Source organism: Flavihumibacter sp. (assembly GCF_036676075.1).
In the GTDB taxonomy this organism is placed as follows: domain Bacteria; phylum Bacteroidota; class Bacteroidia; order Chitinophagales; family Chitinophagaceae; genus Flavihumibacter.
In genome coordinates this window covers 475529-490841 of record NZ_JAKFDQ010000006.1, presented here as the reverse complement: position 1 = coordinate 490841, position 15313 = coordinate 475529, and the positions used below count along the sequence as shown (strand labels likewise).

The window sequence follows — 15313 nt, the reverse complement described above, 5'->3', positions numbered from 1 at the left end:
TTATCGTTGATCGTACTGGGTTTCGTAGTAATGCTTGTAATTGCCGCTGGTAATATGGTTTATCCATTCCTCATTTTGCAGGTACCAGTCTACTGTCTTCTCAAGTCCTTCTTCAAATTGGAGAGAAGGGCTCCAGCCAAGTTCTTTATTTAATTTTGTAGCATCAATTGCGTAACGCAGATCATGGCCCGGACGATCAGTAACATAGCTGATGAGTTTTGCTGACTCACCTTCCTCTCTTCCCAGCTTATTATCCATTATCCTGCATAATAAATGGACGAGGTCAATGTTTTTCCACTCATTAAAACCACCCACATTATACTTTTCTCCTTCATTGCCATTATGAAAAATTACGTCTATGGCCCTGGCATGATCCTCCACATATAGCCAATCACGAACGTTTTCCCCTTTCCCATAAACGGGCAAGGGTTTATTGTTCCGGATATTATTTATCATCAGCGGAATAAGCTTTTCCGGAAAATGATGTGAGCCATAATTATTTGAGCAATTACTCATCACTACCGGTAAGTGATAAGTATGGAAATAGGCCATTACAAAATGGTCGGAAGATGCTTTAGACGCGGAGTAGGGTGATCGGGGATCATAAGCGGTTTCTTCGGTGAAAAAACCTTCTTCACCAAGTGAACCATAAACCTCATCTGTACTAACGTGATAGAAACGCTTTCCTTCGAAATTTCCATTCCAGAATTTCCGGGCCACATTTAAAAGATTCACTGTGCCAAGAACGTTTGTCCTTACGAACTGGAGGGGATCAAGGATACTTCTATCTACATGGCTTTCAGCAGCAAGATGGATTACTCCATCAAACTTGTATTGATCAAATAGTTCCTGCATCCGAGGCTCATCAGTGATATCAGCTTTCTCGAAAATATAATTCTCTTTAGCCTCCACATCCTTGAGGTTCTCAAGATTTCCCGCATAAGTAAGGGCATCAAGATTGACTATCAAATTATCAGGGTATTTGTTTACAAATAACCTGACCACATGTGAACCGATAAATCCGGCCCCACCTGTAACCAATATGGTTTTCTTATAATTATTCATTACAGACTCCAGTATAAACGTGAATTAATTTTACCGCGGTAAATTCCTTTAAGGTCTACAATCACTCCATGCTCCCGCGTGATACCAGCGAAGAAAGCATCATCGTGACTAAGGTACTGTTCATGAGGAACTGTAATGATTACCGCATCATAGTCTTTTCCTCCGGAACGTGCAAGTTGAAGACCATATTCCTCTTTTACCTCCGCATGCTCAGCATAAGGGTCTTCAACATCCACATGAATATTAAACGCTAAAAGTTCTTCAACTGTATCAACGATTTTCGAGTTTCTTATATCACTTACATTTTCTTTGAAAGTAACCCCTTTCACCAATACACGTGGATTGTCAGAATTACGTAAAACATACTTAATGATTTTACGGGCAAGGTATTTCGCCATATCATCATTAATGAACCTGCTGGCAGCAATAACTCTGCTCTGGTAGCCGAGAGAAGCCGCTTTATGCGTAAGGTAATAAGGATCTACACCAATGCAATGCCCACCTACCAAACCGGGCTGGAATTTCAGAAAGTTCCACTTTGTTCCTGCAGCTTCAATTACTTCATATGTATTGATACCCATCCTGTCAAAAATGAGTGACAGCTCATTCATGAGAGCGATATTCATATCACGCTGTGTATTCTCAACGATTTTAGAAGCTTCCGCAACTTTGATGGATTGTGCACGATGAACACCGGCATCTACTACCAGTTCATATGTTTTTGCTATTTCATCCAATGCTTCCTCATCTGATCCGGAAACAACTTTCACTACTGTACGCAGTGTATTTTTTTTATCTCCCGGGTTGATTCTTTCAGGAGAATATCCCAGTTTGAAATCTTCCCCAAACTTAAGGCCCGATAGTTTCTCAAGAATTGGAAGGCAATCTTCTTCTGTACAACCCGGGTAGGTTGTTGATTCATAAACCACATAATCCCCTTTCTTTAAAACTGATCCAACTGTAGTAGAAGCTCCGATCAAAGGTTTAAGATCGGGAACATGAAATTTATCAACGGGAGTTGGTACTGCTACCACAAAGAATTTTGCTGTTCTCAACACTTCAAGGTCATCTGTAAAAATAATATCCCTGTCCTTGAACGCTTCCGGACCAACTTCCTTACTCGGGTCTATTCCGTTACGCATCATTTCAACCCTACGCGGATTGATATCAAACCCTATCACTGAACATTTTTTTGCAAACTCCAGTGCCAGAGGTAATCCTACATATCCCAATCCAATTACAGCCAGCTTTGAATTCTTATCTAGAAGGTCCTGGTAAATTTTCATTTGTGTAAGCTTTTAAACTCCTTCGGTTGTTTGAAGAGCTCTTCATGAGGAAGAGATTTGAAATACTCATATGTTATACGAACACCATCAGCCCTGTTTACTTTTGGCTGCCAACCCAGAAGAGTTTTTGCCCTGGTAATATCTGGCTGTCTTTGTTTAGGATCATCCACCGGAAGATCACGGTAAACAATCTTTTGCCGGGTGCCGGTAAGTTTGATAATCTCCTCTGCAAATTCCTTAAGTGATATTTCATCAGGATTGCCAATGTTCACCGGATATGCATAATCGCTCATCAATAATCTGTAAATGCCTTCCACCAAATCATCTACATAACAAAAGGACCTGGTTTGAGAACCATCACCGAATACAGTCAGGTCTTCTCCTCTCAAGGCCTGCCCTATAAAAGCGGGGAGGGCTCTGCCATCATTCAATCGCATCCTTGGTCCGTAAGTATTGAAAATCCTAATGATTCTGGTTTCCACATTATGAAATGTATGGTACGCCATTGTAATGGATTCCATAAAACGCTTTGCTTCATCATACACACCCCTGGGGCCAACTGGATTTACATTACCCCAGTAATCCTCTGTTTGTGGATGAACAAGTGGATCGCCATACACTTCAGAAGTAGATGCCACTAATATTCGTGCATGTTTGGCTTTTGCAAGACCAAGGCAATTATGGGTTCCCAGTGCACCAACCTTCAATGTCTGGATTGGTATCTTGAGATAATCTATTGGACTTGCGGGTGATGCAAAATGCAATATATAATCAAGCTCACCAGGAACATGGATAAACTTACTTACATCGTGATTATAAAATTCAAATTGTTCAAGCCTGAATAAATGTTCAATATTTTTAAGATCACCTGTAATAAGGTTGTCCATGCCAATAACATGAAAGCCCTCCTTAATAAAACGATCGCAAAGGTGAGAGCCAAGAAAGCCAGCTGCTCCGGTGATCAAAACTCTTTTACGGGACATTGTGGAGTTATTTTTTTTGAGACACCGGTTTACGACCGATGCTTTCATAATGGAATCCTAATTCAGCGATAGCAGAAACGTCAAAAAGATTACGGCCATCGAAGATGATTTTATTCTTTAGGTGTGTAACTATTTTGAGGAAATCGGGTGAGCGGAACTCATTCCATTCAGTTGCAATTATGAGGGCATCCGCGCCTTTTAAGGCATCATACTGATTATCAGCATAATTGATCTTTTCGCCAATAACCTGTTTTACATTCTTCATGGCTTCGGGGTCAAATACGGTTACCGTTGCGCCTTCAGCAAGCAACTCATCAATCATATATAATGCGGGTGCTTCCCGGATATCATCGGTATTTGGTTTGAATGCAAGTCCCCATATAGCGAAATGCTTCCCGGAAAGTTCACCATTGAAATAGTTCCGGATCTTAGGCATCAGATGCAGTTTCTGTTTTTCATTTACATCCATCACCGCATTGAGGATCTGAAAATCATAATCTACTTCGCTGGAAGATCTGACCAGTGCCTGCACATCTTTGGGAAAGCAGGAACCACCATACCCAATCCCAGGAAAAAGAAACCTTTTACCAATTCTGTCATCACTGCCAATACCCAGGCGAACCATATCAACATCTGCACCTAACCTCTCACAAAGCTGCGCAACCTCATTCATAAATGAAATCTTGGTAGCAAGAAATGAGTTGGCCGCGTATTTTGTAAGTTCTGCGGATCTTTCATCCATATATATAACGGGATTACCTGAACGAACAAAAGGGGCATACAATTCTCCCATTAGTTTTCTTCCCCGGTCTGAACTGGTACCTATAACAACCCTGTCAGGTTTCATAAAGTCTTCAACCGCAACTCCTTCGCGAAGGAATTCGGGATTGGACACAACGTCAAACTCGCCAGAATAATTTTTTGCCACGGCAGCACGTACCTTTTCGGCTGTACCTACAGGTACTGTACTTTTATCAACCAACACTTTATAGTCAGTAAGGAGCTTGCCAAGATCTTCAGCTACTCCAAGAACATACTTTAAATCTGCCGACCCATCTTCACCCGGTGGGGTAGGCAGGGCCAGAAAAACTATCTTTGCATCTTTGATCCCTTCAGCCAGGTCAGTGGTAAAGCTGAGCCTTCCCTCCTTCTGGTTACGAAGAAAAAGATTTTCAAGACCTGGTTCATATATGGTTATCTCACCATTGGTCAGCATATCCACTTTACGCTTGTCTATATCCACGCAAATAACTTCATTACCTGTTTCCGCGAAACAAGTTCCGGTAACGAGTCCAACATATCCGGTTCCTACAACTGCAATTTTCATATTATAAAAGGAGTGATTTAGTTATCTGTTAACGAACTCAAGAACTTTGGAGCTGATATATTCCAGCTGATCCTGGTCGAGTTCTGTATGCATTGGGAGAGAAATGACCCTTTCCGTCAGCCAATCGGTCACAGGCAAATTGTATGCCGAGCCCCCAAATGAAGCGAACATCTCCTGCCGGTGAGCCGGTACAGGGTAATAAATCATGGATGGTATCTGGTTATCAGCCAGAAATTGATTCAGGGCATTTCGGTCTACCCCTTCCAGCAACAGCGTATATTGATGAAAAACATGCTTATTGTTAAGAGCCCGGAAAGGAGTAGTGATCTTATCACAGGCAGCAAAAGCCCTGTCATAATGATCTGCTGCCTTGCGTCGGGCATCGATATAAGCATCCAGCCTGGGTAATTTTATATTCAATACCGCTGCCTGAATACTATCGAGGCGACTATTACAACCTACAACATCATGATAATATCGTTTGCTCTGTCCATGATTTGCTATCATCCTCAGTTTAGCGGCAAGCTCATCATCATTCGTACACATTGCTCCGCCATCACCATAACATCCCAGATTCTTGGAAGGAAAAAATGAAGTACAACCAATTGTACCGATTGACCCGGTCTTCTGTTTCCTGCCATCGCTGAAAATATAATCACTTCCAATAGCCTGCGCATTATCCTCTATTACATAGAGATTGTGTTTGCGGGCGATCTCCATAATTGCCTCCATATCAGCTGCCTGTCCATAAAGATGTACGGGTACAATTGCTTTTGTTTTGGGGGTAATGCTTCTTTCCAATGCTACCGGATCAAGGCAGAAAGTTTTAGGATCGACGTCTACAAATACGGGTTTCAGTTTAAGTAAAGCCACCACTTCTGTAGTTGCGATATAAGTAAAAGAAGGTGTAATTACTTCATCTCCGGGTTGCAGATCTAAAGCCATCATGGCAATTTGCAAAGCATCAGTACCGTTAGCACAGGGAATCACATGTTTAACACCAAGGTAGGATGCAAGGGAGCTTCCAAAATCCTGCACTGCCTTCCCGTTAATAAAAGAAACACTATCAAGCACCTCATGAATGGCCGCATCTACTTCTTCTTTAATATGTAGGTATTGCTGCCTTAGGTCAACCATTTGTATCGTCCGCATAATTGCTATCCGCTTTTTAAAATGCGCACAAAAATAGCAAAATATAGGTAGGGTGGAACTTTGAATTTAGATTTGCCTTCATTAATACACTGCTTCTGTGAGCTTATTCCTGTATAATATTTTCCTGTTTCTTTATGGAACAGCACTGAAACTTGCTGCTTTTTGGAATCCTAAAGCAAAAAGCTGGGTTACAGGCCGGCGGGCTTGGGAAGCCTCCCTCATTTCGGCAATGAGTGCCAGATCTTCCCCTGTATTATGGATGCATTGTGCTTCTCTGGGCGAATTTGAACAAGGTCGCCCGGTTTTAGAATTAATTCGTCAGAAATATCCCAGGTATACCATTTTGATAACCTTTTTCAGTCCATCAGGGTATGAAATCCGTAAAAACTACCAGGGTGCCGATTATGTTTGTTACCTCCCACTGGATGGATCCTCAACCGCCAGAAGGTTCCTGGATATTGTGAAGCCTGATATCGTTCTTTGGGTACGTTATGAATTCTGGTACCATTTCCTGAACCAACTTTTTAAACGGGGAACCCCTGTAATATTAATTTCAGGATTGTTCCGTTCGTCCCAACCTTTCTTTCAATGGTTTGGAAGATTACATCGCCATATGCTAAGCTGTTTCAGGTATATTTTTGTCCAGAATGCTGAATCCGCTTCTCTTTTGAGAAACGTTGGTATTGAGAACGTTGCAATTAGTGGTGATACCCGCTATGATAGGGTATCTGCTATTGCGGAGGCATTTGAGCCCTTACCAGAGATCGCAGCTTTTGTGAACGGTTTACCGGTGGTGGTAGGGGGCAGCACCTGGCCGGAAGATGAAGAAGAACTGGATCATTTCGCTAATACAAATAGTGGTTTACGATTCATCATTGCTCCCCACGAAATTGGTGAACACCACCTGAAAGACATTGAGAAGCTTTTTCACAACACCATCCGTTATTCGAAATGGGTTGAAATATGGAAGGAATCCGCATTCAGGGAAAACAGTTCACATGTCTTGATTATTGATAATATAGGAATGTTGTCCCGACTATATCATTATGCAACTATAGCCTATGTTGGTGGGGGGTTTGGAGGTGATGGACTTCATAATATCCTGGAAGCTGCTGTTTATGGGCGGCCGGTTATTCATGGGCCTCACTATGAACGTTTTCCGGAAGCAATTGAACTGATTGAGGCCGGGGGCTCCTTCTGGGTTGAAAATGCGCTCGAGCTTGAAGATACGCTCAAGAAACTACTTGCCAACAGTACCGAGTATGGCATGGCAGCTGTTGCCGCCGAGGAGTTCGTGCGGAAACGAAGAGGGGCAACACGTATAATAATTGACTACCTGGAGGTAAATCGCCTCCTTACTAACTGAAGAAAATGCACAACCGGTTCTTTGGTATCATCCCAGGCCAGTTTCAGTTTAAGTTCACGCTCAATCCAGAATTCAGCTTCCTGAAGAATATGAAATGAATTAATTGTTTTAATACTGCGCTCATACATGGTCTCATCTCCGCGGAATAATTCATTAACGAAAACAAAACGGTCATTTACCCCTATTGCCTTCTTGAGATCCCGAACCGGTTCCCTTGTCAATACCTCGGATAATTCAAGAGAATGTTGTTTTAATTTATCGTTGAGAGATGTGGAATTATGCTGTTGTCCCATTACCTCATTCAATTCCCGGATATCTTTCTGATGCGCGAGGGTTGGAATTTCCTGCATGAGACTATGAAGCCAATCCACTTGTTTTTCTTCCTTTTGCGATTGATCAGGTTCAGAATTTGGTTGGGAGGCTATAGGAAATGATTCTGCTGTCTTTGGCTGATATGAGGAGTTATCCATTTGCCGATTGGAAGAGGGCATTACGACTGCTACTTTACTGCTGCCATTGCGGCTAACGGAGGCAGCAACAGGTGGTTGCAATTCTGCCTGGAGAAGCTGGATTGTTGCAAGCAAAGCCTGGTTGTCGGCCTGCTCATCGAGCTGCTCCTGCAACTTATTTATCAGTGCTCTTACTCTTTCCATACGATATGGTACTTTTGGGTTAGTATTGGATTTCATAAAGTTATATAAAAAAACACCTATAAAACCGTTTGTTGTTTGTTAAACTCAAACTGCAAACGCCTGAATCAATTATGTTTATAGAACCAAATCTCAGCGGCGGCCGCAGGGGATGGATAGAAGTAATCTGCGGATCTATGTTCTCTGGTAAGACCGAAGAACTGATACGGCGTTTAAAAAGGGCGAGGATCGCTAACCTGAAGGTTGAAATCTTTAAACCTTCCATAGATGTACGTTATGATGACCAGAATATTGTGTCACATGACGAAAAAATGATACACTCCACCCCTATTGATAACTCCCAGACCATCCTGCTGATGGCCAGCGATGTTGATGTTGTTGGCATTGACGAAGCCCAATTCTTTGATGACCAGCTACCCGAAGTCTGCGACCAGCTTGCCAGGCAGGGTATCAGGGTAATCGTAGCAGGACTCGACATGGATTTCCTCGGCAAACCATTCGGACAAATGCCCTTCCTGCTTGCCAAGGCAGATTATATCACCAAGTTGCATGCCATTTGCGTAAAATGTGGAAACATTGCAAGTTATAGTTACCGGAAAACGCCCGGTTCCAACCAGGTTATGCTGGGTGAAAAGGAATCTTATGAACCCCGTTGCCGTAGTTGCTTTAATGAAAAGGACTAGTTAAATTTCTGCTTTGAAACATATCATAACATTATTCAGAAAGGACCTGCTGCTGGAAATGCGGCAGCAATACAGCTTTTATGGTATCCTGCTATATGTTGCAAGTACCATTTTTGTTCTTTATCTGGCAATGGGGCAACCAGAAGATGAAGTTTGGAATGGGCTTTTCTGGATGATCCAGCTTTTCGTATGTGTTAACGCCGTGGCTAAAAGTTTTTTACAGGAAAGCAGGGGCCGCCTGCTCTATTTTTATTCTATAGCAGGAGCTCGGGATTTTATACTATCAAAGCTGCTTTTCAATGCATTATTAATGGCGGTCTTGAGTATTACCTCCTGGATCCTGTTTAGCCTGTTGCTGGGAAATCCTGTCCAGAATGGATTAAGATTTATGGGTGTGGCTATGTTTGGTGGTTTAGGATTGAGTCTTGTATTCACTTTCCTGTCAGCTATTGCCGCCAGGGCCCAGCAAAATGCTGCCATGATGGCCATCCTGGGATTTCCCCTGATCATCCCCCAGATTCTGCTAATGATGAAACTCGCTAATACCGCCTTCAGCCAGGTGATCCAGCAAGGATTATTACAAATTGTACTGCTTTTGGCTGGAATGGACATCCTGGTGATTGCACTTGCGGTTATTTTATTTCCCTTCTTATGGAAGGATTGAAACCCCTTAAATTCCCCTAATTTTGCCCCACTTATTCAAATCTATGCGCCTCTCCTGGTGGAAAATACTTTGTATCCTTTTGCTGCTGACAATCTCAATAGCTGGTTTTCTGGGTGGTGTACCTGCCAAACCCATTCTTAACGAGACCATCCGCAACCTCTATTTTCATGTGCCGATGTGGTTCAGTATGATGATATTCTTCATTATTTCATTGGTCAATTCTGTACGATACCTTAGAAACGGGGATCTTCGTTATGATACATATTCAGTTGAATATGCCAATATCGGAATCCTGTTTGGCATATTGGGATTGGTTACCGGTATGATCTGGGCAAATTATACATGGGGTAAACCATGGAGTAACGATCCCAAGCAGATTGGAGCTGCCATAGCCCTGTTGATTTATTTCGCTTATATGGTTTTACGTAACTCCCTTGTTGATCCCGATAAACGGGCTAAGATCAGCGCAGTGTATAATATTTTCGCTTTCGCGATGTTATTTCCCACCTTGTGGATCATTCCCAGGCTTGTTGAAAGTCTACACCCTGGTGGAATGGGTAATCCCGCCCTGAATACGAACGATATAGACAGCCGGATGAGAACATTGTTCTGGCCGGTTGCAGTTCCCGCCTGGACCTTGCTAGGGGTTTGGATCACCACGCTCAGGATTCGTTTTAAATTATTGGAAGAACAAAAATTTGAACATGCCTAATATTATTTCCCGTATTGGAATGCTTGCCATGCTGGTATTGCTTACAAACGTTGGTTTGGGTCAGGATATGATGAGTGACGAACCTGTTCAAATGGCTGATGGGCTCCGCTCAAACGGCAAGATCTATGTTGTTGTAGCGGTAGTAGTTACCATTGTAGCCGGGGTTGTTGTTTACCTGATTAATCTTGACAGAAGAATCTCCCGGCTGGAGAAAGGTGGCAAATGATCGGGTCAACCATTGGGAACTTCATATTGTCGATTGCTTAAACACATATAAAAAACAATTTCTAAAACAAAAATCATGTCTTCACACCAAGAGTACAGCTTTTTTGGAGCAGTAGAGCAGAGTTTTGACAAGGCAGCGGCTTTTACAAACTGGGATCCGGGAATCCTGGAACAGATCAAGCAGTGCAACTCAGTATATCGTATGCACTTCCCCGTTAAGATCGGTGATAAGATCGAAGTGATAAAGGCTTATCGCGTTCAGCATTCTCATCATAAAACACCATGTAAAGGTGGAATTCGTTTCGCAACATCCGTTAACCTCGATGAGGTGATGGCACTGGCGGCATTGATGACTTACAAATGCGCAATTGTGAATGTTCCCTTCGGAGGGGCCAAAGGAGGAATAACCATCGATCCTAAAAAATATACCCCATACGAACTGGAAAAAATTACACGGCGGTACACTCATGAACTGATCAAGAAAAATTTCATTGGTCCGGGTACTGATGTACCTGCACCTGATTATGGTACCGGTGAGAGAGAAATGGCCTGGATCCTTGATACCTACATGAGCCAGAAGCCGGGTGAAGTAGATGCATTGGCCTGTGTAACCGGAAAACCGGTAACGCAGGGAGGAGTACGTGGACGTCGCGAAGCAACTGGTCTCGGTGTTTATTTTGGTATCCGCGAGGTTTGCAATATGGCGGAGGTAATGAAGAAACTGGGTCTTGAGCCGGGAGTGGAAGGAAAAACTGTTGTGGTTCAAGGACTTGGAAACGTAGGCTTCCATGCAGCTAAGTATTTCCGGGAAGGAGGAGCAAAAGTAATTGCTATTGCTGAATACGAAGGTGCCATCATGCATCCCGATGGACTTAATGAAAATGATGTATTCCAGCATAGGAAAAAAACAGGTTCGATCCTTAATTACCCCGGCGCTACAAATATCACTAACTCGTCAGACGCACTGGAACTGGAATGTGATATATTAATACCGGCAGCACTCGAAAACGTTATCAATGGTGATAATGCACCACGCGTAAAAGCAAAGATCATCGGTGAAGCTGCGAATGGTCCGCTTACTCCTGAGGCAGATGAGGTATTCACAAAGAAAGGTTCGCTTGTTGTACCTGATATGTACCTGAATGCAGGCGGTGTAACAGTATCTTACTTTGAGTGGTTAAAAAACCTTAGCCATGTACGTTATGGCCGTCTGGAAAAGCGATTTACTGAGAATCAGAATAAGAATATCATTAAAGAAATTGAAGGCCTTACAGGAAAGAAGGTGAATGATACCCAGAAAAGCCTCATTGAACACGGTCCCGATGAAGTTGACCTGGTATATTCCGGTCTCGAGGAAACCATGATCACTGCTACCCGCGAAATAATGGAGCTCTGGTTAAACAATCCGGCTATACCTGATATGCGTACCGCTGCATATGTTGTGGCCATTAATAAGGTAGCTACAAGCTATGCTGAACTTGGAATTTTCCCATAAATAAATTGAGATATCAAACAATTTAAACTACAATAGCTGCCATGTGCAGCTATTGTAGTTTATTGTAAAAACTGGCTAGCTCCATGCCGGAAGTTGTTCAAGCATTTCCAGTTTTCCGGATCTCTTTTCAAAAAAATAACTGATAGTTCCATTAGTTATTACCAGATAGGGAACCGGAATGGTAATATTATAGCGAAGAACCTGGTGCAGCACTTCTTCGGTTAAGGGAATTTCCATTGATTTACATTCTACCATTAACCATGGTTTATGATTGTTATCATATACCAGTATATCAAAGCGTTTGATAAGTTCGCCTAGCCTTAGCTCTTTTTCAATAGCTATCATTGTAGCAGGATAATTCATTTCCTGCAGAAGGTATTGAAGAAAATTTTGCCTCACCCACTCTTCCGGAGTGAATGCTACCCATCTCTTGCGGGTTTCGTCAAAGATCTGGCGTCTGCCACTATTTTCACGCCAGCGAAAAGGAAAGGATGGATATTGTAGAGATGCCATCCCCCAAAGCTATGATATGAAAATCGTATATTGCCAGACTCTGTAAAATCAGTTTGGACATGAAAACGAAAGAGGAAATAGTTGAGAACTGGCTGCCCCGTTACACAGGCGAGCAACTAGCTAATTTTGGAAAATATATCCTGCTCACCAACTTTAGTAATTATGTGGAATGGTTTGCCAAATGGCATCACGTAGAAGTAGTTGGTGTTGGTAAGCCTATGCAATGTGCTACTGCAGAAGATATCACCATCATCAACTTCGGTATGGGTAGTCCCACCGCCGCTACAGTGATGGACCTATTATCTGCCATTGAGCCCAAAGCAGTTTTGTTTCTTGGCAAATGCGGGGGACTAAAAAAACGTAATAAAGTTGGTGATCTTATACTGCCAATCGCCGCCATCCGGGGAGAAGGAACTTCCAATGATTACTTTCCTCCGGAGGTACCTGCTTTACCCGCCTTCGCGATGCAGAAGGCTGTATCAACTACTATCAGGGACCATGGAGTTGATTACTGGACCGGAACAGTATATACCACCAACCGCCGGGTCTGGGAACATGATGAAGCTTTTAAAGAATACCTTCAACAGGTAAGAGCATATGCCATTGATATGGAAACTGCTACTATTTTCTCCGTTGGATTTTATAATAAGATTCCAACAGGAGCGCTTTTACTTGTTAGTGATTCGCCTATGATTCCGGAAGGCGTAAAAACAGAGGAAAGTGACAAAAATGTTACTGCTGAATTTGTTGAAAGACATATTAGGATAGGAATAGACTCATTAAAGCAACTTATCAATGATGGACTAACGGTAAGGCACCTTCGTTTTTAGGAATTCCATAAAAGTTTCAGATTTATTATAAACATATGAACATAAAAAAAATGATGAAAGCTTGTTTGCTTATAGCCGGATTTTTTTTGTGGGGCATTAGCGGTTGCAAAACCTCAGCTAACAAAACGGCTGCTGGCTATACAGGTAAACTTGTGGTAAGCGAACTTTGCAATCACTATGTTGTAGCATTAGAAACTGGCTCCATTGATAAAATCGACCTGGCAGAATCGTGGACTGATAATAAAAGGAATATGACGTTTAAAAATGTTTTTAGTGTTGCAAGCAAATGCAGCTTTGCCAATGCAGGTTTAGCTGAAGGCGATCTCTTTAGTTTTGAATTAGCCGATAGTACAGCAACAGAGAATTGTGCTACCTGCATGGCATATTATCCCACACCGGAGCAAAAACTAATGCTCAAAAATATCAAGAAGATCAGCAATCATTAAAGCGATTATTTGCACCCTTTATTAGAGATAAAAAATCTTTCTGTCGCCTTCGGCGATGGCGATTCCCGGAAGATGGCAGTCAGTAATATATCCTTCACTGTTAACCGCGGTGAGATCCTGGCGGTGGTTGGAGAATCTGGCTCGGGTAAGTCTGTAACAGCATTATCAATCCTGCAGCTACTATCCCAAAAAACAACCAGATATCCATCGGGACAAATCCTCTTCAATCACAATAACACACAAATAGATCTATTGAAGGCTCCGGTTGACACCCTGCAAAAAATTCGCGGAGCTGATATTTCAATGATTTTTCAGGAGCCCATGACATCTCTTAACCCGGTATTTACTTGCGGTGACCAGGTAATTGAGGCCATTCTGCAGCATCAGGATATAGGTCGTGCTGCTGCCCGCGAAAAAGCAAAGGAGCTTTTCACTAAAGTTCATTTACCGGATCCTGAAGGAATACTTAAACGATTTCCTCACCAGTTAAGTGGAGGTCAGAAACAGAGGGTAATGATAGCTATGGCTATCAGTTGCGATCCCGCACTACTTATTGCAGATGAGCCGACCACTGCACTTGATGTTACCGTTCAGAAAAATGTTCTTGAGTTATTGCGGGATTTACAGGAACAGACAGGCATGGGTATGATCTTTATTACTCATGATCTTGGTGTTGTAAAAGATATTGCTCATAGGGTTGTTGTAATGTTTCGTGGGCAACTGGTGGAAACAGCACTCACAAATAAATTATTCTCCTCCCCCGCTCATCCTTATACGCAGGCACTGCTTGCCTGCCGGCCTATACTACATAATAAAGGTCACAGGCTGCCAGTGGTCAGTGATTTTATGACAAATGAGGCTCCAATCGAAAAACCATCATTAACTTCTGTAATGGTTGCATCCACACAAACCGGTATAGATGAATCAGGAGAAGCTCCTATTCCTCTACTGGAAGTGCGTCAGCTCCGGGTCTGGTTTCCTTCGAGCAAGAATATTTTTGGAAAGCCCCTTTCCTGGGTTAAAGCAGTGAATGATGTAAGCTTTGAAGTATTCCTGGGAGAAACACTTGGCATTGTGGGCGAATCAGGGTCAGGGAAAACAACCCTGGGTCGTGCCTTGCTCCGCCTTGTACCTGCGAATGGCGGGGAGGTTATCTATCGACCTGCCGGTTTAGACCTCTTATCCCTTGGCAAACATAAACTTGAAATACTGCGAAAGAATATTCAGATCGTTTTCCAGGACCCCTATGCTTCTCTCAATCCGCGTATGAGAATAGGCGACGCGCTACTAGAGGCAATGTCAACCCATGGCATTGAAAGTACTGCTGCCCGACGTAAAGAAAGGGTGGTACAGCTACTTGAAAAAGTAAACCTGGAAGCAGACCATTTTAATAGATATCCCCATGCATTCAGCGGGGGGCAGCGTCAAAGGATCGGGATCGCGAGGGCATTAGCGTTGGAGCCTGGTTTTATAGTGTTCGATGAAAGTGTGAGTGCACTGGATGTGAGTGTTCAGGCACAAGTATTGAATCTGATCAATGATCTGAAGTCGGAATTTGGTTTTACAGCCATCTTCATATCACACGATCTGGGTGTGGTCCGCTATATTTCTGACCGGATCATGGTTATGCAGGCGGGCCAAATGGAAGAAATTGGCCCCGCCGAACAGGTTTTCACCAACCCCTCTTCTCCATATACCCGTCGACTTGTGGAAGCTATTCCAGGAGGGAAAAACCATTTCTTGTAGGCAAATCCCTTCGAAAATACCCGATTGAACTTCAAACGCAATTCTTCATTATTTTTAATTACCTTTGCACCCGTTTAACATCATGCCGTAACATGATAACAAACCCGGTGCCGTAAGACCGGGCTGTAGACACCCCCAAGAACCACGTTCTCCCGGTTTGTGTCGTGTGG

Annotated in this window: 16 protein-coding genes; 9 read left to right on the top strand and 7 right to left on the bottom strand. The window is 42.9% G+C overall.

Features of this window, described 5'->3' with window-relative positions; translation table 11 throughout:
- The 5 genes from rfbB to V6M43_RS02150 are packed head-to-tail and all read right to left on the bottom strand — an operon-like array spanning position 1 to position 5813.
- A complete protein-coding gene (gene rfbB, locus V6M43_RS02170; protein ID WP_332732404.1) occupies positions 1 to 1065 on the bottom strand; it encodes a dTDP-glucose 4,6-dehydratase in 1065 nt (354 codons plus the stop codon).
- A complete protein-coding gene (locus tag V6M43_RS02165; protein ID WP_332732403.1) occupies positions 1065 to 2351 on the bottom strand; it encodes a nucleotide sugar dehydrogenase in 1287 nt (428 codons plus the stop codon). Before V6M43_RS02165 ends, rfbB begins: the two co-directional genes overlap by 1 nt.
- Positions 2348 to 3334 carry a UDP-glucuronic acid decarboxylase family protein gene (locus tag V6M43_RS02160; RefSeq protein WP_332732402.1) on the bottom strand — a complete coding sequence of 329 codons (987 nt, stop codon included), beginning with the start codon at positions 3332 to 3334 and terminating at the stop codon, positions 2348 to 2350. Before V6M43_RS02160 ends, V6M43_RS02165 begins: the two co-directional genes overlap by 4 nt.
- Positions 3335 to 3341: 7 nt before the next feature.
- A complete protein-coding gene (locus tag V6M43_RS02155) occupies positions 3342 to 4661 on the bottom strand; it encodes a UDP-glucose dehydrogenase family protein (RefSeq protein ID WP_332732401.1) in 1320 nt (439 codons plus the stop codon).
- A 21-nt stretch (positions 4662 to 4682) separates the two neighbouring features.
- Positions 4683 to 5813, bottom strand: coding sequence for a DegT/DnrJ/EryC1/StrS family aminotransferase (locus V6M43_RS02150; protein WP_332732400.1), 1131 nt, complete (start codon positions 5811 to 5813; stop codon positions 4683 to 4685).
- Positions 5814 to 5910: 97 nt separating this feature from the next.
- Here V6M43_RS02150 and V6M43_RS02145 point away from each other — a divergent pair, with 97 nt between their 5' ends.
- Complete coding sequence (locus tag V6M43_RS02145; protein WP_332732399.1) at positions 5911 to 7179, top strand: 3-deoxy-D-manno-octulosonic acid transferase; 1269 nt, start codon at positions 5911 to 5913, stop codon at positions 7177 to 7179.
- Here V6M43_RS02145 and V6M43_RS02140 read toward each other — a convergent pair.
- Positions 7146 to 7868 carry a hypothetical protein gene (locus V6M43_RS02140; RefSeq protein ID WP_332732398.1) on the bottom strand — a complete coding sequence of 241 codons (723 nt, stop codon included), beginning with the start codon at positions 7866 to 7868 and terminating at the stop codon, positions 7146 to 7148. The genes V6M43_RS02145 and V6M43_RS02140 overlap by 34 nt on opposite strands.
- 74 nt (positions 7869 to 7942) lie before the next feature.
- Here V6M43_RS02140 and V6M43_RS02135 point away from each other — a divergent pair, with 74 nt between their 5' ends.
- The 5 genes from V6M43_RS02135 (at position 7943) to V6M43_RS02115 (ending at position 11608) form a co-directional block, all read left to right on the top strand.
- A complete protein-coding gene (locus V6M43_RS02135; RefSeq protein WP_332732397.1) occupies positions 7943 to 8512 on the top strand; it encodes a thymidine kinase in 570 nt (189 codons plus the stop codon).
- 13 nt (positions 8513 to 8525) lie between these two features.
- Positions 8526 to 9176 (top strand): heme exporter protein CcmB, encoded by a 651-nt coding sequence (locus tag V6M43_RS02130; RefSeq protein ID WP_332732396.1) that lies wholly within the window; start codon positions 8526 to 8528, stop codon positions 9174 to 9176.
- 22 nt (positions 9177 to 9198) lie between these two features.
- Positions 9199 to 9888 (top strand): cytochrome c biogenesis protein CcsA, encoded by a 690-nt coding sequence (gene ccsA / locus V6M43_RS02125; protein WP_332732395.1) that lies wholly within the window; start codon positions 9199 to 9201, stop codon positions 9886 to 9888.
- Positions 9881 to 10114 carry a CcmD family protein gene (locus V6M43_RS02120; protein WP_072037610.1) on the top strand — a complete coding sequence of 78 codons (234 nt, stop codon included), beginning with the start codon at positions 9881 to 9883 and terminating at the stop codon, positions 10112 to 10114. Before ccsA ends, V6M43_RS02120 begins: the two co-directional genes overlap by 8 nt.
- Positions 10115 to 10189: 75 nt before the next feature.
- Positions 10190 to 11608: a Glu/Leu/Phe/Val family dehydrogenase gene (locus tag V6M43_RS02115; RefSeq protein ID WP_332732394.1), complete on the top strand. Its 1419-nt coding sequence runs from the start codon at positions 10190 to 10192 to the stop codon at positions 11606 to 11608.
- Between the two features lie 75 nt (positions 11609 to 11683).
- On the opposite strand, the gene V6M43_RS02110 is transcribed toward V6M43_RS02115, so the two are convergent.
- Entirely contained in the window at positions 11684 to 12121 is a 438-nt protein-coding gene (locus tag V6M43_RS02110; RefSeq protein ID WP_332732393.1) for a type I restriction enzyme HsdR N-terminal domain-containing protein, read from the bottom strand.
- A gap of 59 nt (positions 12122 to 12180) precedes the next feature.
- Here V6M43_RS02110 and V6M43_RS02105 point away from each other — a divergent pair, with 59 nt between their 5' ends.
- Genes V6M43_RS02105 through V6M43_RS02095 form a run of 3 tightly spaced genes read left to right on the top strand, consistent with a single transcriptional unit; the run spans position 12181 to position 15143 of the window.
- A complete protein-coding gene (locus V6M43_RS02105) occupies positions 12181 to 12951 on the top strand; it encodes an AMP nucleosidase (RefSeq protein ID WP_332732392.1) in 771 nt (256 codons plus the stop codon).
- Positions 12952 to 12986: 35 nt separating this feature from the next.
- The gene (locus V6M43_RS02100) at positions 12987 to 13397 is read left to right on the top strand and encodes a hypothetical protein (RefSeq protein WP_332732391.1); all 411 of its coding nucleotides are present in this window, start codon (positions 12987 to 12989) and stop codon (positions 13395 to 13397) included.
- A 9-nt stretch (positions 13398 to 13406) separates the two neighbouring features.
- Positions 13407 to 15143 (top strand): ABC transporter ATP-binding protein, encoded by a 1737-nt coding sequence (locus V6M43_RS02095; protein ID WP_332732390.1) that lies wholly within the window; start codon positions 13407 to 13409, stop codon positions 15141 to 15143.
- The last annotated feature ends 170 nt before the right edge of the window (positions 15144 to 15313 follow it).